Genomic DNA, 26,083 nt, shown 5'->3' with positions numbered 1-26,083 from the left:
GCACGGACTGCCTGCTATCTCTTCAAGAACCGCTCCAGCGCCGCCTGCTCCAGCTTGATGACTTCTTCGATCCCCATCGCTTTAAGCGTCTCCACATATTCCTCGAACTTCTCAAGCGGTTCCGTGCCCATGATGAATTTCAGCATCATTTCCTCGTGATATACATTGAGGTCGGTCATGACGGAAGCCTTCTGGCGCCCTTCCTCGGCTGTAAGCGTCGTAAGCGGCATCTGCATTTTCGTCGTTGCTTTCTCCCAGTTCACAAGCGCTTCCTGCTGGGAAGGCAGCTCCAAATATTGTTCGATGTAACCGGGGTCCTGCACAAATGGACCGTTGTAGCTCGCACGGAAGTATTGCGCCATCGCCTGCGTAATCGGCAGATCGTCGGGATTTTTCATAATGACGTCCGTATATTTTTGTTTGCCGTCCACCATGGTAAAGCTTTCGCCTTCAATGCCGAAGTTGAACAGGTTGTGGCCGTCCGGACCATAAGCATAATCCAGCCACTTCACGATTTGCTCCGGATTTTTGGCCGCAGTCGTAATAGCCGCTCCAATGCCCGTGTAGGCGAAGTCGCGCTGTCCCCATACGGCGTTTTCGCCTTTGTTGAGCGTCGGATAAGGAGTCGATACGAGCTCGAAGGTTGGATCATCCTTCATGAGTCCCATATACTTGCCGATGCCGCTGCCGGTATAGCCGACAAATGCCGAGGTCTTGCCGGTCGTTATCTTGGAGTCCATCAGCTTGGTATCCATGGCGGCAAAGTCGGGATCCAGCAGCCCCTTTTTGTACCAGCGATTCATCACGGTCAAAAACTCTTTGTATTCCGGCTGCATCGAACCGTATTTGACCGTACCGTTATCGTTGTAAAATTCTAACGGTATGCCGAAAGCTCCGATAAATCCATGACCAACTTTGATGTCGGAGATGCGCTGCAAAAATTGAGCTTCGCCGCCCGTCTGTTCCTTGATCGCTTCCAGCACGGTCTCCCACTCGTCGATCGTCTCGGGAATGGCCAGACCGGTCTTGTCCAGGAGATCCTTGCGGATGATAGGACCAAAAAACACCATCAGCTTCTCATGGCCGCGAATAAACGGGAAGGAATAAATATTGCCTTCGTCGGTCATAATCATTTTTTTAATTTCGGGATGTTCATTAAGATAAGCCGTCAAATTCGGCGCATGTTCTTCGATAAGTTCGTTCAGTCTCAAAATCGTTCCGGATTTGATGGCATCATCCGGTCCACGGGAGACGGTCAACCAGTTGCGTTCGATGACGTCCGGCAGCTTTTTGGAAGCCAACATCAGATTGAATTGCTCCTCGATCTGTGCGCCTTCTCCGGATGGATGCGTCCAGGTCACCTTTGTGCCCGTTACCTTTTCCAATTGCTGATAAATTTTACTGTCGCCGAGAGTTGCCATTGTCGCAGTCGCGTTGGGATTCATATGAATCCAATAGGAGAGTCCCTCCGGATACTCGACTGCAGCAGCCTCCCCAGGCGCTTTGGTTGAGTCCGGTTTGTTCGTAGCGCCGGTCTTGCCTCCCTCGCCGTTGTTGCCGCCCGAGCATCCCGCCAGCATGACGGCCGCAGCCAAAACGGCCATGAACAAGGTCAACCATTTGTTTCTTCTTAACATAAGCGATTCAATCCCCTCTCGAATGTAATGAATGAATCTTGCAATCCTATTGCCGCAGCAACTCCTGCTGCTGAATTCATCGTAGTTCTGGAGAGGTGATTACGAATACGGTCAATCTGTTAGAATCGCTATTCAATGTTCAGATCACGCATTATCTTCTTTCTAGATGGACCTCGATTCTTATAGAACAGCCTCGTTGTCAGGCCCGCTCCCGCCTGCGATTTCACGGTATTTGCCGGGTGTTATGCCCTCCGTCTTCTTGAACAGGCGGATCAATCCAATATCGTTTGCGAAGCCGACCTTGATTGCGATGGCCGCGACAGTGAGCTCCGTCTCCGCGAGCAGCGTCTTCGCTTCTTTCATCCGCAGCGAAGTGATGTATTCCGTCACGTTATGGCCCATCTGCTTCTTGTAGAAGGTCGACAGATACGAAGGGTTAAGGCCGACATGGTCGGCAATCGTCGTCAAGCTTAGTTCGTTGCTGTCGTAATGGCTTTCAATATAACATCTGATCCGGGAAGCCAGCAGATCGCTGTGATCGCTTCTGTCGCCTGTCACCTTCTCGCAGATCGCAAGGTACAGCCGCTTGAGCGTCGCGCTCATCTCCTCTGCCGTGCCGATCTTGGCCAAATATTTAAACGACTCGCCTTCGCCTCCGAAAAACGTTTCATCGTCGATATTCAGCGCGCTTAGCAGCTTGATCACCGTGCTCATAAGCTCCGAGGACAAATATTTGGCCATCTCGGGGGAAATCGACCGCGAATGGAAGTTGATCTCGAACAATTGATCGAGCACCTTCTCGACGTTGCTGTAATCACCGCTCTTGGCGTAGTTCATCAGTTGCGCTTCCATCTCGAGCGAATAATAGAAGTAATGCCGCTCCACGCCTCGTATCGTATCGTAATAGATGACGCTCCCCTGCTCCTGCATCGACTTGTGCTCCATAGCCGTCACCGCTTCGCCGTATGCGACGGCAATGCCGTGTATGCCCGATTTCATGTTGCTTACGGCAATCGTGACCGACGTACGGAATTTCCCCTCCATCTGCGACTTGATGCTCTGCAGCAGCCTGTCCAACTCGTTGCCTTTCTCCGCGATCGACTCGGTCGAATTAAGCAGGATGCCGACTCGGTCACGATCAAGCTCGATGGCATATCCATTGCCAGCCAGCAGCTCATTGCTCAGATTAATGAGAATAAAGCGGACCAGAGTCCATTCCCGCTCCGACTCTTCTTGCATGAACCGTCTACAATCGTCGATTTGCAGTAATACAACGCCATAATAGGGATGTGGAAGCGACACGTTCATGAAGGAATAGTCGCTTTCCTTCAGACTGGACGTATCCACGAATCCCTTCATGAGACGGGAGATAAAGTCTGCCTGAATAACAGGCTTTTGCTGCGACAGCACGCCTCGCATCTGCTTCTCTTCGACGATGGAGGACAGCAGCTCATTGCGGATAAAAGCAAATTCGTTGCGGATAGCGACTCCGCTCATATTTTTACCTTGCAGGATGGTATGAATCAGCTCCCGGATCGGCCGATGGTTTTTGTATGCGAGATAATACGACACCGCGAAGCCTCCTGCCATGCATAACAGAACAAGCAGCAGCGCAAGAGACTTCGTTTCGTTTACTTTGGACAGAATGATCGTCTTGGGAATGACGGAAACATAGGTCCAATTATTTTGACTGGAGGTCGTATAGGAGATAAGCATGTCCGTACCGCCTATGGTTGCCGCGAGATTGCCGTAGCCATGGCCCATGCTGCTTCTCAGATCTTCCAACGCGCCGGAACGGTCCGACGTCGTACTGATCACCTGTCCGTCCGCGCCGAAGATGTAATAATCGGTCTCGCGATGATCGGATTTGCGCAGTTGCCCGAGCAGTTGGGTCTCGTCGATTGTGACGACAAGAGAACCTCTCACCTCGGTATTGTCGCCCATGGGAAGCGAGGAGATCGTCGTAATCATACTTCGTTGCTTTTGATCGTATTGGATGGGTTCGGCCGGCAGATAGGTTCTCAGATGATAGCTGTTAAGAAGCGATTTGATTTCATCGAGACTGCGGTTCTGATATTCGTTGATATAACGATAAAAGGTATCCGTATCCGTGCGAATCGTCGTTGTGACAATTCGGTCGGATTGCTTGAAGTAGACATAATAATCGTCGATGAAAGGGGATAAGGTGCGGTAACGTTTTAGATTGCGGATCAGTTCGATATAGGTGTAATCGTTAATGCTCGCGCGGTTGTTCTCCTCGTACAGGAACAGCTGGAGCATGGGGTCGAAGGCAATCTGGGCTGCCAGCTGATCCACCTCGTTCATCCGGCTGTCTACAGCGAGCCGCGTCTGCTGAAGCAGCGTTTGGTTGGAATCGTAGGCGTTTTCGATCAGCGCCTGCTCCATCCGGCCGTACAGCAGCGCTCCGATCACGAACGGTATCATCAGAATCGCCATGAACGACAGCAGCAGCTTGAAGAATACGGATCGACGGAACGTTTCCCCTTCTTTTCCGGAACGCCATTTTTGGATCATGGTTTTCTCCCTCCCGCATCCACTGAAGAATGCGCTTTCAACTTTTAAGGACGGCTATCGGTTGTTTTTTCCTTCTCTTACATATTACATGGAATTCGATTGTCGCATTTGTCGTATCATTGGCAGGCCTTGTGTTTTTTTTAGGTATGAGGGGGGAATCCCCCACCCCGCTGTGGCTTACATACCTCTCGTGATTTAGCAACCCATCTCGGATGATTTCCATTTTTGTCGATACTTCTGCGGACTGAGATGGAAATGTTTTTTGAATATGCGGCTAAATTCCGCAGGATCTTTGTAGCCTGCTTGTTCGCCGACAACGCTTATCGGAGCCGTACCGGATAACAGCAGCTCCTGCGCTTTGCGAAGCCTTCTGTGCCTGACATAATCAACCGGCGATAAGCTCAGATCACGCTGGAACAACGTTCTCAAATAATTGGGTGAAAGATGGACGGATGCAGCGATGGAGGCGGTAGACAAGTCCTCGTGAAAATGAGCTTCTATAAAGCGGCAAGCTTCATCGACTTTGGCGTCATATATTGATGAAGCTGTTGACAGCCGTATGGGCAGCTGGCTTAGTAATTGGTTTAGCCAGGCATACTGCTGGGACAATACTTGCAACTGCTCCGGAACTACGGCGTCGCCGGGTTCCAGAGACAGCAGGTAGTCGAGCTGACGAATCAGCTTGCGCCAGATTTGCTGCAGGTTTGCGGAATCAGCCAGCGTATGATGAATCGGAAGCTGCAGCCAGGAGGCCAGTGAAGTGCCGAGCACGTCGGCTTCATAGCCGATAGACAGAAAAGCGATGGGCCGCTCGCTTGAGCCTTGCACCTGAAGCGGCAAATAAGCTTCTGCGCAGAATAAGCTGCCGGCTTCGAGCCGATACGCGCGATTGTCATAGATCACGTCCATCGTCCCTTCTGTGACAAGCCAGAAGAAAGGATACCGGTTTATGCGTTCAAACCGCCAGTCCGGGGGCATCTTCCATTCGTAGCCCCATTTCAAATAAAATCGCAAATGATCGATCGAGCTGAAGTGCAGCTTGTCCGCCATGGTGTCACCTCCACTTTATCGTTACTATTCACAAGTATATCGTTATCTCTCACCTAACGGCAATATACCTGATTTTGCTAAGATATATATGTAATGTCAAGAAAAAACTGTGGCTGAAACGATAGTAAAATTGTGCAAATTCACAAAAATGAAGTCATCGTAGCCGCATCTGATCGTACCCAATCCGTAAGATGGAGGAGATTGTTGTCTATGAAAACAGTTGTTGAAGCAACAAGAGAAATACCGGTCATTGCCGAGCCGGATGTGCTGATCGTAGGAGGCGGTCCGGCAGGAATCGGAGCAGCGGTTGCTGCGGCCAGATCGGGAGCCAGAACCATGCTGATCGAGCGTTACGGCTTTGTCGGGGGAAACCTGACGATCGCAATGGTCAACCCCATGTTTACATTCCATGATGTCCACGGCAAGCAAGTCATTCGCGGCGTGGCCGGCGAAGTGGTAGATCGTTTGGTGAAATTAACCGCATCGCCCGGTCATGTCACCGATCTTACCTTTGACAATGCCTCCATGACCCCGTTTGACCCTGAAGGGATGAAACTGATCTTGCTTGACATGCTGGATGAAGCCGGAGTCGAGTTGCTTCTGCACTGCGCTTTCTCCGACGTGCTGAAAGAGAACGGCAGGATCACGACTGTACTGGTCGAGAGCAAAAGCGGCCGTCAGGCGATTTGCCCGAAGTATGTGATAGACTGCTCGGCGGATGCCGATGTCATTGCACGCGCCGGTGCACCGTTTGTAAAGGGCCGGGAAACGGACGGAGCGATGCAGCCGGTAACCCTTTTTTATCGGATCGGAGGCATAGATATTCCGGGGTTGAAAGCGTGGATGAAGGCGAACCGCCATTTGCTCAAGGATTCCCCTACCGATGCAGAGATTGATGAACAAAGCGCATTAGCGTTTCTGGGCATGAAAGAAGTGATTAAAGATGCGATGGAAAAGGGCGAATATCCGCAAGATGCAGCACCGCGCATCCTGATGTATGAACTGCCGCGAGAAGGCCAATTCGCAGTGAACTGCACCCGGTTGCAAGGCATCGACGGTACGGATGTACGTGATTTGACCAGGGCCGAGACAGAAACGCGCCGTCAAGCATGGAAGGTTGCGGAATTTTTGAAAAACCGGGTTGGCGGATTCGAAGACTCGTATGTGCTGGATACCGGCGTACAAGTAGGCGTTCGGGAAACGCGGCATATCATCGGCGATTATACGATGACCGAAGAAGATGTCCTGAACAGTCGCAAGTTCGAGGATGGCATTGCCTGCGGTACCTTCGCGATCGATATTCATCCGCCCGAAGGGGAACAACAAGTATTTACCGGTTCAGGCAAAGCGGTCTACGAAATCCCTTACCGCAGCTTGCTGCCGCAAGGGCTCGATAATGCGTGGGCGGCCGGGCGATGCATCTCGGCAAGCCACCACGCGTTCGGCTCCGTACGCGTCATGGCTACCGCAATGGGCATCGGACAAGGCGCTGGAACGGCAGCGGCGCTTGCGGCTGCCGAGGGCGCTATAAATCGTCAAGTTAATGTCAAACAGGTGCGTGCCATGCTTCTGGCACAAGGGCAATACTTGCTGGGAGAGGAAATTGACGAAACATTAGATGAAACGCTTAAACTTCACCGTCATGGAGGTTCTGGAAGCAGCGCCTCCCATCATAATCCCTTTCTATTAAAATCATAGCTATTAATGAGAAAAGAGCTCGCAGACATGCGAGCTCTTGACAATTCCGCTTCAGCCCTTGATGGAGCCCAGCAATACTCCTTTGACAAAATATTTCTGCAGAAACGGATACAGGCACAAAATCGGCAGGACAGTAATGATAATGGCAGCAGCCTTCATACCTTCCGGAGGCACAAAGCTCAGATCGGAACTGTCCAGAAGATTGCTGTCCGGCAGTTGGATCATCTGATAGAGCTTTACGGTAAGCGGCATTTTGGAGGAATCCGTAATAAAGTACAGGGCTGGCGCGTACACATTCCACAGTCCCACCGCATAAAAGAGGGAAATGGCGGCAAGCACCGGCTTTGACAGCGGGATGACAATCCGGGTAAAGATGGTCAGGTCGCTGGCGCCGTCAATGGTGGCCGATTCCTCCAACTCGCCGGGCAGCCCCTCGAAGGATGACTTCATGACAAAGAGGTTGTAGGCGCTGATCAATCCCGGCAGCCAGATCGCCCAGAAGGTATTGAGAACATGCAAGTTTTTTAACAGCAGAAACATCGGGATCAGACCGCTGCCAAACATCATGGTGAACAAAATCAGCAGCAGTGCTATTCGCCTGCCCTTAAGCCGGGTTTTGGACAAGGAATAAGCGGCCAGCGTGGTGGCCGTCATCTGCATGATTGTTCCGGCAACCGTAATGATCACGGTATTTTTCATGGCATTCATCAACTGCCCGTCCTTGAACAGGTTGGAGAAGGCAGTCATGGTCCAATCCACAGGCCAAAGAAAGACCTCGCCGGACAAAATAGCCGTGCTTCCGCTAAAAGAGGTAGCCAGCACATTCAGCAGAGGGAAGGTGGTGGCAGCGGCGCACAGGATGAGAAACAGCCCGTTTAGACTCCGCAGACATTTGGTTACCATAATCCATTCTCTCCCATCGCCTTGGTGATCTTATTGACGACAAACATTAGAATAAGGGCAATAACCCCCTGAAACAGCCCCACAGCCGTGGAATAGCTGTATTGTGCGGCTTGCAAGCCCATCCGGTATACATAGGTGCTGATGACGTCGGATACTCCGAATACCGCTTCGTTTTGCAAATTGTATACCTGTTCGAAACCGACATCCGTGATTTGGCCCATCTGTAGAATCAGCAGAATCGCGATGGTGGGACGGATGCCCGGCAAAGTCACATGCCAAATCTGACGGAGCTTGGAGGCACCGTCTATTTTGGCGGCTTCATATAATTGGGGATCAATGGTGGCCATGGCCGCCAGATACAATATAGTTCCCCAGCCGGCGCTCTGCCAGATGGAAGAGAAGGTGAACACCACCGGCCACCAGCCGGAATGGGCCATAAAGTAAACGGGTTCTATGCCGAACCCCTTCTCCAACAAGGTGTTGATAATTCCAGTGCTGGGAGACAAGACGGCCACGATGACACCGCCCAGCACAACCCAGGAGATGAAGTGGGGCAAGTACAGCAGATTTTGGATCAATCGTTTAAAGCCGTTGAACCGAACCTCATTAAGCATTAACGCCAAAATGATAGGCGCCGGAAATACAAATACAAGCTTGTACACATTCAACAGCATCGTATTGCGGAATACCTGCCAGAAATCCTGGCTGGACAGCAGGTCATTGAAATGTTTCAGACCCACCCAGGGACTGTTCCAGATTCCCTTCATGATTTGAAAGTCCTTGAATGCGATCAGTTCCCCGTAAAGGGGAGAATATTTGAAAACGAGATAAAAGACCAGCGCCGGCAGCAGAAACAGGTACAAATACCGGTCCCGTCCGAGATAATACAGCAGACGGTTTCTTTTCTTACTGGAGGGGACTCTCCCCCCGGCAACCGTCTCCACAACTGCAAGGTCTTCCATATTACCCCTCTTCTCCATATAATATCGCTCCGGAAAGCGCCATCATGCCAAGCCCCTGGGTGAACGGGGAATAGGCATAGCCGATGGCATTGTAATCGGCAGCCGCAGGCATGACACAGGTGCCGCCGGAGCCTTCTGCAAGTCGACCAAACGTGTCGATCCTGTGGAGCAGGGCAGATACGGCTTGGAAGGCATTGGCCCGATATGACCCGGCAAGTACTCCCGTGGAATTCCCCTTCAGAAAGGCATAGGCAAAAGCGGCGGTGCAGGAAGCTTCCGGATAGGACACGGGATGATCCATTACCGTATGCCACATTCCCCCTCGCTCCTGGGTAGAGAGCACGCCTGCCATATGGCTAAGGAAGTCTTCGGCGATGGAGGAAACGGCGACAGAGCCCTGGACCAGCTCCAGCATATCGGCAGAAGCGGCCGCAAACCAGCCGTTGCCTCTGCCCCAGAGTACTCCCATCTGGGAATGGGTGTTTCCGTTGTAACCATGCACAATCAGCCCTGTAGCTGGATCGCGCAAAAATTTGTAATGAAGCGCAAACTGTCTGACAGCTTCATCAATATAACGTCTCTCGCCGGTAAGGGTACCCCATTCGGCCAGGAACAGGCAGCCCATAAACAAGGTATCCGCCCATATTTCTCCCGGATAGCGGTTCTCCGTACAAGAATGCTCGAATGCCCCGTCCACAGTGCGCGGCGCTTCGTGAAGACACCAGTCGGCGAATTCAGAGCAAACAGCGGTGTATTTGTCCGTGCGCCGCTCTTTGATCAGCTTTACGGCTCCCAGGAGCGGCGCCGTCGTATTAATGCTTTTGCCGGGAGGATTTCCCGGCAGAAAGCTGTCCAGCCATTCCTCCATATAGTCGAGATAATGGGTATCTCCCAAAGCGTCGTATGATTTGCCCAGGCCGTACAGCGCCACCCCCTGGCCCCATTGCCACACCTTCATATGGGCGCTGTCCCGCTCCTGCGGACGCATGGTGTACCGGGCCAGCTTGGCCAATTGCTCCTTCGCGGTTGAGATTTGCAGATTCAACATGATCCATCATCCTTTGTCGGGCTGCCATCGCGGCAGCCGTTAGTTTATGCTATGCAGCCTTCCGCTTTACCGCAGCGAATGCTGACTTTTGTCTCCACAGGGGTCAAATAGTTGGCTACTGCGCTTTTGACGCCGGGGTCCAGCCGATCATTGCGAAGAGCCTCGAAGCCGTGCTGGAAGGCGCCTCCGTCGACGGTAATCCAGTCCTCTCCGCAGCGGTAAATCAATTGCCCGGATTTCAGCCACGACGCATGGGCGTTTATTGGTTCCAGAGCCGTTCCTTCCAGCGAGCCTTCCGGAGCGAAGGAGTATACCGTTTGGGCAAAGAGGGGCGGAGCGCTGGCGTCTACCCGATAATGAAGATCGATGCCCGCCGGATCAAGGCGGATGCCTACACGGACAGGCAGGACGGTCACGTTGGTTTTGGCGCGCAACGGAATGGTCTCGGCAAAGTGCAGGGGATCTGTCCGGACGACCGCATTCCCGTCAAGGGCGTCCCGGTAGCTGCCCTCCAGATCCATGGACAGTTCATATTCATGGTCTCCGGTTTGACGGATGGCGGCAAAGGGAGTCCCTGCCACGCCAAACCAGCCCAAGGCTAGCCGAACGCCAAGCAGTCGCGCTTGCCCGAATTGCAGATACAAAAATTCCGGTTGCCCGGCGATCACCGTTACGCTCAGTTCGCCTTGCCTGAAGCGGATTAGCGGGGATCCGGCATGGAAAGCCGTTCGCTGGTAAGGGATGGTTCCCGCCACAGGCGCAATTCGCTCCCGGTTCAGGAACACTTCGTACCGGTCGGGCAGCGGTTGAAGGGGCAACTCGGCACTCATTTCGTTTCGGAGAAACATCCGGTACAGCAGAGCTTCTCCTCCTGTGCGAAGAGATAGAAGCGCCTCCCGGGCAAAGCTATGGAACAGCGGATCAGCATTCCGGTCGGCCATAAGGCGGAATGCGACATAATAGCCGGCATTCAGCTTCATGATCTCGCCCCGGTCCTGACGGCTGGAATATTCCGTGGCAATTTCCGAACGGGGGTGGAGCATGTACTGCATCATGCGCAAATTTCGGGTAATGGGTTCATACAGATGTGTATATCTGAACACCCGAGCCGTTTGATACAGAAAGATGGAGCAAACAGCGTTATAAATGGCATTGCTTCGTTCCGTCCATTCCCCGTCCGGGTTGATATCCAGCCCTTCGGCCAGAAATTGGTCGACACGCGCCCGCAACCGTTCATCTTCGAACAGCTCATACAGGAGAGCAAGGGCTCCGCACAGTACCCATCGATGATTGGGAGTATGGATACCTCCGGCCAGAAGGCCGGGAATCGTTTGTCTCAGAAATAGCCGCAGTTCTTGGCACAATTGCGCCGGTTCGTCACCATCCATTTTATCTAATATGTGGTAACACAATGTAGTGAAATGGACGGCGAATCCCGTATCCGGGGGCGAGTCGATATTGCAGTTATGCAGGGAAATACAGCCGGAGGGTAGTTGGACTCTCAATAAAAAGCGAATTTGCTGGCGGATCGTTTCCAGCATGCTGGAGCTCCGGTAATAACGGGACTCGGGATGCGCATACAGCGGCACGGTCAAGTTCAGCATAGCGTCGCTGCTTGTCAGCCCTTCAAACGGCTTGCCGTTTCCGTTCTCGGTGAAGGCGCCATGCCAGTAACTGGACGAATCCCGTACCTGGCTGTGCTTGATCTTTCGCCAATGCCGTTCCATCAATTCCAGCAATACAGCATCCTCGTTCAGCAGGTTGTGCTCCACTTCTCTCTCTCCTGTCCTTATTGTCTATTCGGCGAATCGGGATAGAGGGACAGCCGGTTCCGGCCGTGCCTCCTCCCCATCCTGCCGTAGCCGGAAATTGGTTTATTTAAAATCCGCCTTGTTGCTTTCGTACCATTCCTGTACCTTGGCTTCGATGTCTTCGCCGTTTAGCTTTTGCCACTCGCTCCTGATTTGGCTTACGCCCCAATCGGCATCCAGGTCGGCGGTCATGGTAACCTTGGTGATAATCTCATCCCATTTCTTTTGGAATTGGCCGGATATATCCGTAAATTCATCCACCGCCGGCGTGTAAGGCAAGTCCTTGCGGAATTCGACGCTTTGCGCCACGGTTATGGCTTCCCCGATAGCCTTTTGCACCTTTTGGTCATTGGGATCGCTGCCAGCCCGGGCCAGCAGAAATTCCGGAGTCAGAGTCTGCTGGTGGACAATCCGATATTCGCTGGCATAGCTTACTTCCTTTTTCAGCTTATCCGCATCCAGAGTCACGGGAATATTGTCCTTTAACTGATAATGGGTGCCCTCCGTGCCGTAGCTCAGGTCGTACCAGCCCTCATCCAGCATCCAGTCCACGAACTGCATGGCCGCCTGGGGATTTTTTATGTCCTTGTTAAAAATGGTGAGCAAGTAATTGGGCACTTCCTTTTGATAGCCGTTCTTCCCGAATTTTGTGGACAGGGGAGGAAGGGGAGTCAGTTTGGCATCCGGCTGGCTCTTGTAGAAGTCCGCTGTTGGCCCGCCGTTATAGGTATCGAACAAAATGCCCGCCTTGCCGGTAATCCAAAGTTGTTTTTGACGGGCCCAGTTTTTATCCGTCACGTACTCCTTGTCCACCAGTCCTTCGGAGTACAGTGTTTTGCGCAGCGTCAAGGCTTCCTTATAGCGATCGGTAAAAAAGGACATCGTGGCTTTGCCGTCTTCAATGAACCAATCTCCGCCCCGGGCCATGAACAGGTCGTCCAATACAGCGGAGTACGCATTGGACATGGCGATCGCGGTCGTGTCCTTTTGGCCGTTGCCGTCGGGGTCTCCGTCCCGGAATGCCCTGGCTACCTCCACCAGTTCATCCACCGTGGTGGGCTGCTTAAGCCCCAGCTTGTCAAGCCAGTCCTGACGAATCCAAATCATCGTCGCGGCCTGGGTGTTCCGCATGCTGGCAATGGCGTAAGTTTGGCCGTTAAAGGTAACGAAGGGCTTCAATTCCGGATGCTTCTGGATATATTCCTTATAACTAGTGCTGTACTTCTCAATATACTCGTCGATGGGCTGTGCTACTCCCTGGCTGACAAAACGCGACAACAGGTTACGGTCGTAGGAGGTAATCAGCTCCGGCGCCTGCCCGGATGCCACCAGCACATTAAACTTGTCCGCCTCCTGATTGCGGGGGACGGGGGTCCATTTGACCTCTACTCCTGATTGCTCGTTCATCCATTTGGTCCAGCGGTTGCTTTCGTAGGTGCCTTCCTCTGCCGGAACTGTCCCCCTGTCATAGATGGACGCGGTGATGGCCATGGGCAGGTTGTTGGCATTGGGATTGGGGCTGCCGCTTGCTGCTGGCTCCCCTTCCTTGTTGCTTCCGCAGCCCGCAATCAGCAAGATGCCGCTCAGCATCAGAACAGCCGTTGCTTTGGCGCGAATTGCTTTTGAATGTGATTCGGCGTGCTTTGTTCTCAAACTCGTGTGCCTCCCTTAAATAATGTTTGTTCCCTACGGCATAATCGTACTGCAGACCACTGCGGAGGGGTAGTTACATGATTGTTGATCAGCTTGCAGTATTAGAGTTTTCCTCCCAAAACGTAAATGTGCAAGCTTTCGGCTAATCGGCAAGCGTACGGGCATTAGTGAGTCGCAGCAGAACAACCACCGCTTCCGCCCTGGTGACGGCTCTTACCGGTTCAAACCGGTTCCCGGAGCCACCCTCCAAAAGCTGATCTTGCACAGCTTTGTAAACCGCAGGTTTTGCCCAGGCGGCAATCAGGCTGTCGTCGGCGAAGGTGCGAGAGTCTGCACGACTTTCTGCGGATGCCGTTTTGCGAGGTAGTCGCGTAAGCAGCACCGCCAATTCCGTCCGGGTCATCAAGTCCCGAGGCCGGATCGTCCCGTCCTTGTATCCTTTCACCCAACCCGCCTGCGCCGCCAGGGTCACAGCCTGCTTCGCCCATTCGCTGATCTCGTATGCATCGGCAAACGCTGCGGCCTCATCCGATTGTTCCGGTTGTACAGCCCGCGCCAGCAAAACCAAAAACTCCTCCCGGGTTACGGGGCGGTCAGGGCGAAAGGTAGAGTCTTCATATCCGCGCACCAGGCCTTGCGCTACAGCTTTATGGATGCTGTCCTCCGCCCAGTGGCCCTGGATATCGCTCAATCGGAAGACTTCCTGCCCGAGAGCGGGGGGCGAAGGCTCTTCGGCGCTGTCGGTCTCGCCGTCCCCTTCGGCGGCAAGGGACTGCCCGTTAGTCACAGGCGGGGTTGAGGGAGGCAATGAGCTGCCCGGGGGTTCTTCTTCCAGAGGCAGAGCTCCCAGATCGAACAAATAAATTCCGTAAGGCGCCAGCTCCAGATGAGAGGCATCAACTGCCGCTCCCGTAATCAGTTCGTTGACGCTTCCGGCGGGCTGCCCGTTATGAACCGTCTGAATCTGCTTGGCTTCCCCTGTGTAGTTAACCACATTTAGCAAAAGCCTTCCATCATGTTCCGCGATCTGCCAACCCGCATCCCACACCAGTTGGCCCGTGGAAAGATCCGTTAATGCAACCGGCAAAGCGTTCATTTGTCCCAGCAACGGTAGCAGTGCCGTGCGGATATCGCCGCTTCCGGCCGAGGCGGACAGGATGACGGAGCGGCTGGCAAGTTGCCCGTGCAAGTTCATGTCCAGGGGCTGGTTATGCTCATCCTTCGTCAAAGACTCTCCACCGATAAGCACCACCTTGCCTCCCGCCCGGCTAAAGCTTTCTACGGCGGTCAGTGTCGCTGCGCTGACATGAGCGGCTGCCGGCACCACCAGCAGCTCATAATCGGTCAGCTTGCCGGCGGCAGCCTGCTTCTCCGTTACAAAGCCGATTCGTTGGCCGCTGTAGGCCAGCGCCTGATAAGCCCGGCGGAGTGTTTCATCGTAATGGGTGTCGTACACCCCCGAGGCGAGGGAATACAAGATGGCCGTCCGCGGGACCACATTCTGAAGGGCCGTTACTTCTTTAGCCAGACGGTTGAGGTCGTGGTTGGTCCTGCCGATATCCACTACCACATCCGGCCGATGAAGGAGACTCCCCTCGAAATCGCTTGTGGAATCATAGGTTCGCTCCCATACCCATCCGGTGGATGCGCTTCTGCCGTGGACCGCTCCCTGCCACAGCACAGCCCTTACCCGTTTGGCTTGATCTGGCATGTACTGGTCGTCCCCGTCTTTGATAAAATGATGCTCCGAGTTAAAAATCGGCGCCTTCTTAAAGGAACGCTGCAGATCATAGAAGCTCAGCTCTTTCATGAAGCCCTCCGGCCCATCTCCGATGAGATTGTAGGCATCGTTGCCGTTAATATCGCTTAGCTCGGAGAACTGCTCGTAGTCTACACCCCAGTTTAGACTGGACTCCAGATTGGCCATCACCTTGGCCTGTACCGGAAGATCGGGAGCCATGTCATGGATGATATCCGCCATCCATTGGTGCCAATCGGCAAACAACCGGTTATTAAACGTCACCCAGTCATACACGGCTGGGGACGGCGCGATGGCGGACGGCATCAGCACTTCTCCAAAGGAAGCATAGGCGGTATCGTAGATCCGATTAAGCTCCTCTATGCTGCCATCGTACAACTCCTCCAGATAGGCTTGCCAGAGCGGCAGATAATACGGATTGCGATTAGACTGGTACACAGGCTCGTTGGTCAGCGTTATACTGTGCAAGGAGCTGTAGTCCTTTACCAGGGGAATCAAGGCTCGCAAATAATCTTCGATAATCTGCCTGGACAGCGGCTGGTCAATATTAAACTTAAGGAAACCAGTATGGGTGGCCGCCGTTTCCGGATGCTTCTTAAGCACCCAATCGGGAAAATAATGGGGAGACAAGAGCAAATTGACGGCAATATGGTTGTCCCGGGCGTTCTCGAGCACTCTGCCAATATCGTTTGCCACATTGGAGACAGACACCACGTAATCCTTGTCCGGGTCCGCTCCAGGCACCTCCGGAGACTGCTCAAACCCCGGATTGCGCACCAGATTCTCTACGCTTCCTTGCTCCGTAACACGCAGGTCGTCCAGCCAAAGGGTCTGCTCGTTTTCGGAAACCAGCATCAGGTTGAAGGATAACTCCGACGGGCCGGTCTTATAGGTGTAGGCGACTTCCTGCCAGTCATAAGTTCCCGTGGGCATGGCTTTCCTCAGCGCCCATCCCGGACCTCCCGGGAACCAGGCATTTTTTACATTCGCCCCTTTGACCCAAACCTTAAACTCGTATGTCGTATTAGGCTTGACTGGAATAGTTTGGCTGGCCATAAGATAAATATTGGATTGCTTCGGAGACTCGTTTACCATCCTGAGGGACTGGTTCCCACTGCGGCTGATCGATTCATCCAGGGCGATGCTCCCCTGGGCGCTGCCGCTTGTTGCGAACTCGGGGATATAACCTTCCTTTGGAAAAATCATATGCCGCGGACCGGTTTCCACCTGAATCACGTTGGCGCCGTAGTCCTGAAGCTTGCCAATATCCAGCCTGGCTTGGTTAAAACCCAGGTACCCATTCAAGAAAATCGGCTGTTCTCCGGTCTCCCCGGTGCTGCGCACTTGGGCCGTCCCTGCAAAGCCATGCCCGGTTTGCTCCAGCGGGCCCGTGACATAGCGGGGCGCCGCCTGGGGAGTTTTGGTTCCGTCCAGATAACCCTGCAATTGGGTCTCCGCCTCCAGATACAGCGCCTCCAGCGTTTCCGCCACATAAAGGGAGCGGGTCAGCCTGCCTTTGGCGGCATCCTCCTTGCCATATACAACAAAATCCTGCAAAGCCGCATAGATGACCCGCTCGTAATCCGTGGACAGACCCTGGGCCTCTGCCTGCTCGAGTAAAGCCAGCAGTTGCGGCAATCTGGCCGACAATGCGTTCAGACGAACGGTCAGTTCGGCTTCGCTGGTTACCACCACCACCTTCTTCCTGCTTATTCTCTCCATACCCGTATCCCGGTCCGTCACCGTGGTCTCCGCCCAATACGCGCCTTGGACAGGAACAACATACGTGCCTTCTTTGGTAAATGCCATACCTGCGGGAATCGTCACATCCCGGTCAAGATCAAGCAACTGGGAGTAAATCGAAACGTTCCGCGGCTCGCCGCTGTAATTGACGATATGAAGCTTGTAGGGAATTAGACTGCCGGTTTGTCCCTCGGCTGGGGTTTCCACCCAAAAGCTCCAGGGGTCCCCGACCGGTATCGGATACAGGTTTCCCAGGAGCTTTCCGTCCTTTACCTTACCGATGCCGCTGGTCCATTCCAGCCAGCCCCTGCGGCCGCCGCCGTCGTTGTCATTGATCAGAATGGAGAATGCGACCGGCCCTTCCGACGGCATGCCGGACGCAAAGATCGCCTGCCAGGGAAGCCGGGCTTCATAATACGTGTCATTGCCTGTCCTGACCGTATTGGCGACAACCGTTTCCTTGCCAAAGGAAGCGCTGCCGTTCCTCCAGCGCCACACCTGCGTTTGCCCGTCTATCAGGTTAATACCGTATTCCGCGCCGTACACTCCATTTTCCCCGAAGGCAAATTGTATGCTGTCCCCGCTCCACATATCAATGCCGGCTGCGGCAAAATGGGTATTGTCCCTTACCTTTGCGGACAAATAAAAGTATTCCTGATCATATGCAAATTTTACATTGGCGGACAGATCCTCCGCTCCGCTCCATCCGGCCACCTGGTTCTGGGTGGTACCGGAATTTGGCAGCGCGATTCCGATGTTGCTGTCCCATTCTTCCAGGCTGCCGTCAACGACAATCCCCTCGGCCTGAAACAAGGGGGCATGGGCTCCCGCGCCCAGCCGCCCGAGGAAAAGGCTCCGCTCCTCCATGAGTTCGCCTTCTTCGCCCGTGCTTTCCTCCTTCTGCTTCATTCGGACGACGTTTATTTGATCCGCCAGATAATCAATTGATGCCCGTCCGTCCCACCCGGCAATGCCCGCTCCGGTTTTGGCATAGAGGGCAATCTGCACAATTCCGCTTCTTGTAGCGGATGCCGCAAATTCCAGCTTCACTCCGTTCCACTGCCCGGCCAGCAGCTTGGGCAGTTGCACCTCGTGCACCGAGCCGGAGACATCCGTCAGCTTCAAAAAGAGGGGCTCATTGCCCGAAACCGTTTGGGATAAAGGATAAACATCCATTGTAACCGTTGTCATTTTTGTCAAATCCAAAGGTTGAGTCAGGTTCAATACCATGCTCGCTTGGGTAGTTTGACCCCCATCATTGGTGAAAGTAAGCTTGGCGGACTGCGCTCCCTCCGTTCTGGCATCATTAACCGTTTCGGCTGCCGTCATACCTGCAGGCGTCCATGCCGACAGCTCTTCAAAACCGTCGAGGGGCATAATTTCCTCGATGCTGTCGAAGTCTCCGTTTTGGAGAAGATTAGCGTCTGCGTTCGCTTCCTTCAAGGAGATTTCATCAAGCCAAACGGTCGATTTGTCGTCCACAATAAGGCGGACCGTAAGCGTAGTTTCGTTGGGTCCTGTAGTGTAGGTTTGCGAGACATGCTTCCAGTCGAAAGCTCCCGTACCCAGGCTGGTCCTCGCTCCCCAGTTCACCATCATGCTGACGCCTTTGACCCCAACGCCTTTGCCCCATAAGCTCAATTCGTAGACAGTGCCGGGCTTGACCGCCACCGTCTGGGTCATGTTGAGATAGACCTCGGCAGCTTTTGCCGAGTTGTACGCTATCCGCAGCGAGTGCTCTCCCTCATGGGCTTCCATAGAATCCAGCCCGAAGCTTGCAGCCGGCAGTCCCTTATAGGCGAAGGACCATGCCGGAATTATACGGCTTGTGTCTGCTTGAGCAGATGCGTGGACAACGGCGGCGGCCCATTGCCCCGCTTGACCTGCCGTCCCCATCAGTAGCACTAGGGCCAAGAACCATATCATTGTTTTTTTACCCATTTTTTCGCCCTCCCGAGTTGATTATGATTGAACCCTGTTTACAAGAATGCCGAAGCCCCCTTTCCTATTGCGATGGATAACACCTCCGAGGGAAGAACGAATGCGAACAAATCCCCCAGTACTCAATGTAGGGCAACCCGTTGGAACCGAGTAGTCGCAGTTTGTTGTCAAAGCTTGCCGGATGTTGGATTTGACGTGAAGCATCAAAAATGCAAGCCCTGGCGTAAAATGCAAGTTGCCTTGTTCAGGCTCGCAAATTATGATGGATGGAGCGATTACAACCAAGGGAGGCGACAGCGGGTGAAGCGGAATATGGCATACAAGATCCAGATGATTTACGCTTCCCTCTTCATCCTGATTATTGCGAGCACGGTGCTGATTTCATATATAAGCGGAACGGAGCGCCTGGAGCGCGAGGTCATCGATTCCAACTTGCAGATGCTGAACCAGATCAATAAACGAATGGAGAGCACCCTTGAGGAGATCGACCGGGCGATCATCCAGATGCTGCAAACGGGGGACGCGGCATTTTTCTTTAATACCCCCCGCACAGGCGACCCCGAGTATCTGATCCGGCTGGACGGCATCCAATCCCAGATCAGCGGGCTCAAGCGCTCCTACCCTGTCATCCAGTCCATGTATCTGTATTCCCGGGCCAACGAAATGCTGCTGTCCGAAGAGCTGTATAACCCCACTTCCGAGGAAACGGATAAACATTGGATCAGTACGTTTTATACGGAAAACTTTTATTACAAATGGACGGCAAATCCTCTCTTTATGGAGAAAAACGTAAATCGCCACACGGTTACGCTAATCCGATTTTATCCCATGGCGGATAAGCCGAAGAACCGCAAGGGCGTTATCGCCGTCAACCTGCCCGAAACCATTCTGTCGGACATGTTCTCCGATTTGCAGTTCGGCAATAGCGGAAATGTGCTGATCACGGACGAGCAGGGGACCATCCTGTCCCACGCGGACAAATCCCGAATCGGCCGAAATATCGCCGAATACAAGCTGGGTGGGCAGTTGTTGTTCGAAAAAGACAGCGGCTTCACTAGGCACAAGAACGGCAAGGCTTCGGAGTGGGTATTCTATTCCTCTTCCGCCTATACGGGGTGGAAGCTGGTTTATGTGGTGTCTCAAGGCCAAATGAGCGGCCTGTTCCTCGCCATCCGCAATATTCTCCTGGCTTTAGCGGGCATAATGGTGCTGTTGTCGGTGGGATCCGTTGTGCTGGTCAACAAGACCTGGTTCACTCCCATGGAGCGGTTCATCAATAAGGTGGAGAGCTTGTTCAGCAAGCGCGACGGGGGGACGGCGACAGGGGCAGGCAGTTTGCGGCCGGATTTCAACCGCCTGGAGGGCACAATCCGTGATGTGTTGACCGGTTATTCCGATGCGGTGCGGCAGCTTCAGGAGAGCAAACCTGCTCTGAAACTTCAGATTTTGTTTGATATCGTCACGGGCCATCGGACCCGATATGATCTGGCCAAGCCCTACTTTGACCATATCGGCCTGGAGCTGTACCTCGGTCATTACATAGTAATGATTGCCGAATTGGACAACAAGGTCCTTCTGGAGAAAATATCCGACCTGAACCCGTATCTCTACGCAGTCTGCAATGTTGCGGAAGAGTTGATGAAGGAAAGAGGCGAGGCGCTTAAAGGCGGGGCTGTGCAAATCAACGAGTATCAGGCGGTGATTTTGATCAGCTTCCTGGAGGAGGATGCCGTTGCGAACATGGAGCAGGCCGTGACATTCGCCCAGTCGCTGCTGGACGCTGTCCAGAAGTACATCAAACATTCCGTAAGCATCGGCATCGGCAGCTACAGCCGCCGCTTCGCAGACATCAAAGACTCGTACCAGGCAGCCCAGGAATGCATCCATTACAAGCTGGTGGCCGGACCGGGCACGATTATTACCGGAAATGACATATCCGCGCTGGACGGGGCGGGTTTGATGGAGTTGTTCGATCTGGCCGACCAATTGCAGGAAGCGGTTTGGCAGACCAATCCGGACAAGGTGGCGGAGCTGCTGTCCGCCATATTCGTTATGGCCGCACAATGCCGCTTCGCCGACAAAACCATGGTGCAGTTCGCCCTCCAGCTCATATACCGAACAGGCAAAAAAGTAGCCGACCCGGCTCTTTTGGAACGCCTCCAATCCGGCCATACGGAAATCGAGGGGCGGCTGGCCCGAACCGGGAGCCTCTCCGATATGCGAGAGTATTTGCTTGAGCTGATGGAGTATATGGTAGAAGCCTTGGTCGAAAAGCGCAACTCCAAAACCAAAGCGGATGAGCTGATAGCCCGGATTACGGCTTATATTTCCCTGCATTACGGTCAAAGCGGGCTGTCTCTGAACCTGCTGTCCGAGGAATTTGCCATCAGTTCCAACCATCTGAGCAAAATATTCAAGCAAAGCACCGGCATCAATTTTGTGGACTATGTGATTGCCATACGGATGCAGGAGGCTCAAAAGCTGCTTTTAGAAGGCCCTTCCACCGTTAACCAGATTGCGGAACAGGTAGGCTATACCAACGTCACAAGTTTCATGCGGAGCTTCAAAAAGTTTTCCGGCATGACGCCCTCGGAATACCGGCAGGCGGAGCGGGCGTAGCGGAGTCGCATAATTTCCTAACAATAAAAAAGGCTGACGTCGGTAGTGTACCGACGCCAGCTTCAACTCACGTTTTTTTTAATGTCTCCAAAAAATGGAGCTCGACCAGTGAGTAGCCTGGTTATGGGGGGATTTTTTATCTGGCTTGCAGCATCCGGTAGATCAGCGCTGCCGCTTCGGCTCGCGTAGCCGCCGCCTGCGGCTTCAGCTTGCCGCCGTTGCCGTTCACCAGCCCTAGCCCCGTCAATGCGATGATGCTCTCCTTCGCATAGTCGGATACTTCCGCTGCGTCCGCGAACCCGGCGAGATTGCCCGCAGCGGAAGTTTCAGCTTCTATTCTCGCCGCCTTCATAGCTCTTGCCGCTATCACTATCATTTCCTCGCGGGTGATGGCAGATTCGGGACGGAAGCTGCCGCCGGGCATGCCTTGTACGATGCCAAGGCGTTCCGCGATGCCGACTTCGCCGTAATAATAGGCTTTGTCGCTGATGTCAGAGAACGATGTTCCCCCTTTAGCCGACAGTCCCAGCGCTCGGACGATCATTGTGACGAAGTCGGCCCTCTTCACGCTCGCGGATGGCTGGAAGGTTGACGCCGTCGTCCCCTTGATTATTCCTCTGGCTGCCAGAACTCCAATCTCGTCGCTAGCCCAGCTGTAGCCGTTTAAATCCCTGAAAACATGCTCTCTCAGAACGACCGCATACCGGCCGATATGCGTCGTCCGGAAGACAATGACTGCGAGCTCCGGGTCATAATAGGCATTGGGAATCGGCTGCGTGACCCCCGACTCATCCAGATGCCAGATCGTCAGCTTCTCCAGCGCTCCAGGATTGGATAGCTCCGCGGCGCTTGGTTTGTATGGCAACTTAACAGTAACAGGAGAATCCGGATTGCTCCACTTCAGCGTCTGGCCGCCCGAAATCACCTTTATATCCAGGATTGGACGATCGCCGATAGCGCCACGAGCCTCATTACTCAGTCCATTCACATGTTCCGCCTCCAACAGCTCGAACCGAAATGTCGCCTTCCCGCTCTCGCCGAGCTCGCCGCCGGCAAACATATCTCCTGCAGCTTCAATGCTCGCCACCTCCGTCATAATTATTACCGGATTGTTCGTCCCGTCAAAGGAGGCTTCGACCGCAGCTGCAACAGGCGTGGGAGACGGACTTATCGTAGCCTTTGGAGTTGGCGTCGGCTGTATGATCGTGGACGGCGATGTTGGCGTCGGAGAAGCTGTTGGCCCCGGCACGTCAGCAGGATGGAACCGAATCTCGCTTATGCTGTTCCATGCATTCGCCGAGTTTCCATAACCGACATACTTCACGTATCTAGCGTTCATTGGCACTGCAAGCTCGAACAATTCGAACGTGCTTGTCGTTCCGCTGGAATTGCCGGCCGGATTGAGAGAGTAACCGGTCGTCCATTGCATTCCGTCCAGAGAGAAAGCCAGCTCAAACTTCGATTTGCGAATATGCCCGTTGTAGAACGCGATACTGACTGCTCCTACATGATGAACAGCGCCCAGATCTGCCATCATCCATTGCCCTTCGCCGCTGGCAGACCAGCGTGTATCGTAGTCGCCGTCGAGCACGTTCTCCACGACGTTGCCATCGTCACCGCTTGAACTGACCAGGGAGACGGGCAGTACCTCCTCATCCGTATGGACCGGCACCGCCGACACAACCGCGATCGTTTTTGTCAGTGTAACGGCTCCAAGCGTGACGCTGACCGTCACATTGGCCGTTCCGGGAGTGATCGCTTCTAAGGATCCGTCCACTCCTGCCGCGAGAACTTCTGGCTGGGAAGACGAGTACGAAATCGCCGCTCCATCCATATCCGCTTCTGTCCCGTCAGACATCAGCCCCGTAACGGACAAAAAGGCGTCCGTGCCTGCATCCAGTTTTAAGCCGCTTTTCCAGCCCGGTCTCGTCCTGTCCGGCTGAAGCGCGATTTCTGCCAATACGGCCGGCGAATCCGCTGCTCGGAGATGCAGGGCATACAGCGCCGTAGCTGCTCCGTCCGCCGAAGTGACTTGTAGGTTCGCCGTTCCGGGAAGTGAATCCGGAAGCGCGAGCTCTACTGCAGCCCCTGCCACGGAAGTCGTTGCCTGGATCGCGGGTACTTTTACAGTGCCAAAAGGCAGTTCTATGTCGTAGACGCGTTTGCCAGGCTGAAAGCCTGTAAGCGGATTGCCGCCTAGCTTGATCGACTGCAGCTCCGTCGGCATTCGTTCCATGCGTCTGGCAAGCTGGTCCTCGTACAACGAGGAAGGAAACAGCCGGTCGCCTTGCCCGATGCCTTCGGCGAAATCGATTGGCGCCGTTATTTTACCGGAATGAATATCCGGGGTTATGCGGATTTCGGCATCGTTGCCGCTTGTTCCGATGATGTATCCGTAGCCGTGCTGCCTGGAGTCGACGATGATGCCGGTGCCGTCCATCGCTTCATATCCTAGCGTATTCCAGATGACCGTCTGCGAAGTCGTATGACCGTGCTTGTAATTGGGCTGCGAGGATGGATATGGCCTTACGCTGGCTTCGATCCGGTCTCCGTACAGCTGCATGCCGTCAAGCAGGTTGGAAGCGCTCAAATATTGATGAAAGTCGATGACATGCGTCGGTTCGACCGATATGGAATTTCGTATGACGTTGCCATTCGTCCGCATATGGGAGAACGTGTAGTTGTGGCGTCCTTCCACCGCTTTGGCATTCAGAATGAGATTGTCGTTGCCGACCAGCTCGAAGAGATAGCCATTGCCGCCAGCGCCGCGGAACAACGGCTTCTGCATGACGCAATCCACAATCGTCACGTTGCGCGTATTCGACGTATGAATGCCGCTGGACAGCAGATGGTAGTCATAATCCTCATCGTTGGTAGCCGGTCTGTAGGAATGTACGTTCCGCGCCCAAGCATTGGCAACTCTCACGAAGTTGACCGCATTGGTGCCCGCCACTTGGAAACCGGCCGTTCCTTCCTTCGTATCGTCGCTCTCTCCGATGCCTGGCGTCAGGTTCTGCACATTGCCGATGGACAGATGCTCGACTCCGACGTCCGTGACGGGCGGATTCAGCTTATACACTCTCGCGGAGTCCCGCACCTTAAGCGGATATCGTGTCGGGATATCGATCGTCAGCGTATGCGTCTCGGCATCAATCGCCACGACTTGACGATAAAACGTAATCCCTTCGTTGCCGATATACGTCGCCCACCAGTCTGCCATATCATGCTCCGCGATAAAATCGGCCGTATACCGATTGCTTATCGTCACCCAATCGCCTGTCCGATAAGCCGATGAATCCTGAACGGGAATCGTGACCGTCGGCTCCGGCAGATCGGTACGAATATTCGTCTCCGTTCCAGGTACCGCCTGGAAGCCAGCGCCTTCCGAGATGACGGTAATAATATCTTTGCCCCTCATGACCGGCTCGTCGTTGAACAGAAATGTTTCCTCCGGGCCGGCTCCCCGAAGAACGACGCCGCTTCGGTTCAGCTTCAGCGATTGGTTGTTTGTGCCTTGCGGCTTTATCTTATAGGTGCCGGCAGGCAAGAATACGACACCTCCCCCGGCTTCGCCTATATCGTCAATCGCAGCTTGAATCGCAGCCGTTGCATCCGTCGTTCCCGTCCTGTCGGCGTTATACGGAGACTCCGTGACATCTACGATATCTCCAGGCACAACATCCGGAATAGGTTCCAGCCCTTTGCGATACCCTGCAAACGAGAAGTCGTGCAAAAATCGACCTTCCCCGTCCTTATAGCCGGGATACCAATCCTCTGGGTACAAGCTGCTGCGCCCGTTCTCCCCCAGCTCCTTATAGACAGGATCCGCAGGCGGCTCAAGCTCGTCTGCGCTTAATACGAGCTGCGGCGGATAGGCGCCTCCCTCGTATTCTTTGCTGGCGAACGAAGTGAAGCCATCGCTTTGCACGACAAGGCCAAGCTCTGTCTGGCCAGCCGCGGCCTTCACGTATTCCGTTACATCCAGCTCGTAATATTTGGCGCCAAGCAGCCGGTCATCCGCATTGCCGGTTGCCGCGGTAGAGAACGTTACGGGACTGCCGTTCCGCCGGATCCCCCCTCCAATAGCTGGCGCATTGTTCCAGGTCAACGTAGATTCACTCCATGACGTGTCGCTCAGCTCATGGGCCGATACGACCCGGTTATACCGCGTATCGTTGTTGAACAAGCGAAGCGTTGCAGATCCGATATCGGCGACCTCTTCGTCCTCCAAGTCGAATTTCAGGTAAATAATCCGTTCGTTAGCGTTGTTCGAGGCAACCTGAACGGAGGTGCTTGCTCCGTTGATCTTGTCTCTTCGCGCCTCGTCTTGTCCTTCGATGAACGAGTCATCCGTCGGGATCAATATGACGTTCTCTTGAACATCTGTAACGAGCGTGCCAAGTACAGGCACCTCTGTGCCGACTCCGTAACTCGGAGCCTCCGATCCTGCTTGACTTGTTGCAGCTTCCGCGTCGACCTCGTGCGCATGAACCGGCGCTGCGATACTTGCCAGCAGTGCAAGCGACAATATCGCTGCGGTCCCTTTCCTCCGCCACATGCGGGTAGTTCGGCTTCCCTTGCTTCTCATCCCCAGTTCCCCTTTCGCCCATGCCAAGTTTTGGTTGACGGGGTTTATGGTAACGGATGGGCCTCCGTAACGATACTATCAATTTGTTAGATTGGGGGTCAGCGGCTCGTAATCCTCACTATCTATTTTCTAGACG

The 26,083-nt window shown here is 53.9% G+C and carries 12 protein-coding genes; 2 read left to right on the top strand and 10 right to left on the bottom strand.

The annotated features are described in order from the left end of the window. Positions 1-14: 14 nt before the first annotated feature. From B1748_RS24515 to B1748_RS24505, 3 genes are all read right to left on the bottom strand, one after another. Positions 15-1,637, bottom strand: a complete 1,623-nt coding sequence (locus tag B1748_RS24515; RefSeq protein ID WP_087570574.1) for an extracellular solute-binding protein — start codon at positions 1,635-1,637, stop codon at positions 15-17. Between the two features lie 180 nt (positions 1,638-1,817). Beyond that, complete coding sequence (locus tag B1748_RS24510) at positions 1,818-4,172, bottom strand: helix-turn-helix domain-containing protein (RefSeq protein ID WP_087570573.1); 2,355 nt, start codon at positions 4,170-4,172, stop codon at positions 1,818-1,820. A 195-nt stretch (positions 4,173-4,367) separates the two neighbouring features. After that, a complete protein-coding gene (locus tag B1748_RS24505; protein ID WP_087570572.1) occupies positions 4,368-5,222 on the bottom strand; it encodes an AraC family transcriptional regulator in 855 nt (284 codons plus the stop codon). 210 nt (positions 5,223-5,432) lie between these two features. On the opposite strand from B1748_RS24505, the gene B1748_RS24500 reads away from it, so the two are divergent. After that, complete coding sequence (locus tag B1748_RS24500) at positions 5,433-6,920, top strand: FAD-dependent oxidoreductase (protein WP_087570571.1); 1,488 nt, start codon at positions 5,433-5,435, stop codon at positions 6,918-6,920. Between the two features lie 51 nt (positions 6,921-6,971). Here B1748_RS24500 and B1748_RS24495 read toward each other — a convergent pair whose 3' ends face one another. The 6 genes from B1748_RS24495 to B1748_RS24470 form a co-directional block, all read right to left on the bottom strand. After that, complete coding sequence (locus tag B1748_RS24495) at positions 6,972-7,823, bottom strand: carbohydrate ABC transporter permease (RefSeq protein ID WP_087570570.1); 852 nt, start codon at positions 7,821-7,823, stop codon at positions 6,972-6,974. Further along, a complete protein-coding gene (locus tag B1748_RS24490; RefSeq protein WP_256975900.1) occupies positions 7,817-8,803 on the bottom strand; it encodes an ABC transporter permease in 987 nt (328 codons plus the stop codon). The genes B1748_RS24495 and B1748_RS24490 overlap by 7 nt, the downstream gene beginning before the upstream one ends. Continuing rightward, entirely contained in the window at positions 8,787-9,833 is a 1,047-nt protein-coding gene (locus tag B1748_RS24485) for a glycoside hydrolase family 88/105 protein (protein ID WP_087570568.1), read from the bottom strand. The genes B1748_RS24490 and B1748_RS24485 overlap by 17 nt, the downstream gene beginning before the upstream one ends. A 44-nt stretch (positions 9,834-9,877) precedes the next feature. Beyond that, positions 9,878-11,605 (bottom strand): hypothetical protein, encoded by a 1,728-nt coding sequence (locus tag B1748_RS24480; RefSeq protein ID WP_087570567.1) that lies wholly within the window; start codon positions 11,603-11,605, stop codon positions 9,878-9,880. A gap of 102 nt (positions 11,606-11,707) precedes the next feature. Continuing rightward, the gene (locus B1748_RS24475) at positions 11,708-13,297 is read right to left on the bottom strand and encodes an extracellular solute-binding protein (RefSeq protein WP_087570566.1); all 1,590 of its coding nucleotides are present in this window, start codon (positions 13,295-13,297) and stop codon (positions 11,708-11,710) included. Between the two features lie 142 nt (positions 13,298-13,439). Continuing rightward, the gene (locus B1748_RS24470; protein WP_087570565.1) at positions 13,440-18,740 is read right to left on the bottom strand and encodes an S-layer homology domain-containing protein; all 5,301 of its coding nucleotides are present in this window, start codon (positions 18,738-18,740) and stop codon (positions 13,440-13,442) included. Positions 18,741-19,040: 300 nt separating this feature from the next. Here B1748_RS24470 and B1748_RS24465 point away from each other — a divergent pair, with 300 nt between their 5' ends. Next, entirely contained in the window at positions 19,041-21,359 is a 2,319-nt protein-coding gene (locus tag B1748_RS24465) for a helix-turn-helix domain-containing protein (protein ID WP_179215801.1), read from the top strand. A gap of 136 nt (positions 21,360-21,495) precedes the next feature. Here B1748_RS24465 and B1748_RS24460 read toward each other — a convergent pair whose 3' ends face one another. Continuing rightward, positions 21,496-25,947 carry an S-layer homology domain-containing protein gene (locus B1748_RS24460; RefSeq protein ID WP_087570563.1) on the bottom strand — a complete coding sequence of 1,484 codons (4,452 nt, stop codon included), beginning with the start codon at positions 25,945-25,947 and terminating at the stop codon, positions 21,496-21,498. Between the last annotated feature and the right edge of the window lie 136 nt (positions 25,948-26,083).

The organism is Paenibacillus sp. MY03 (genome assembly GCF_002165585.1).
GTDB classification, from domain to species: Bacteria; Bacillota; Bacilli; order Paenibacillales; family Paenibacillaceae; genus Pristimantibacillus; species Pristimantibacillus agaridevorans.
This window is presented reverse-complemented; position numbering and strand designations above follow the sequence as displayed.

Excerpts from the sequence above, each read along its gene's own strand:
- B1748_RS24460 (WP_087570563.1), bottom strand. The coding sequence starts at position 25,947 with ATGAGAAGCAAGGGAAGCCGAACTACCCGCATGTGGCGGAGGAAAGGG.
- B1748_RS24485 (WP_087570568.1), bottom strand. The coding sequence starts at position 9,833 with ATGTTGAATCTGCAAATCTCAACCGCGAAGGAGCAATTGGCCAAGCTG.
- B1748_RS24495 (WP_087570570.1), bottom strand. The coding sequence starts at position 7,823 with ATGGTAACCAAATGTCTGCGGAGTCTAAACGGGCTGTTTCTCATCCTG.
- B1748_RS24515 (WP_087570574.1), bottom strand. The coding sequence starts at position 1,637 with ATGTTAAGAAGAAACAAATGGTTGACCTTGTTCATGGCCGTTTTGGCT.
- B1748_RS24470 (WP_087570565.1), bottom strand. The coding sequence starts at position 18,740 with ATGGGTAAAAAAACAATGATATGGTTCTTGGCCCTAGTGCTACTGATG.
- B1748_RS24505 (WP_087570572.1), bottom strand. The coding sequence starts at position 5,222 with ATGGCGGACAAGCTGCACTTCAGCTCGATCGATCATTTGCGATTTTAT.
- B1748_RS24510 (WP_087570573.1), bottom strand. The coding sequence starts at position 4,172 with ATGATCCAAAAATGGCGTTCCGGAAAAGAAGGGGAAACGTTCCGTCGA.
- B1748_RS24490 (WP_256975900.1), bottom strand. The coding sequence starts at position 8,803 with ATGGAGAAGAGGGGTAATATGGAAGACCTTGCAGTTGTGGAGACGGTT.
- B1748_RS24500 (WP_087570571.1), top strand. The coding sequence starts at position 5,433 with ATGAAAACAGTTGTTGAAGCAACAAGAGAAATACCGGTCATTGCCGAG.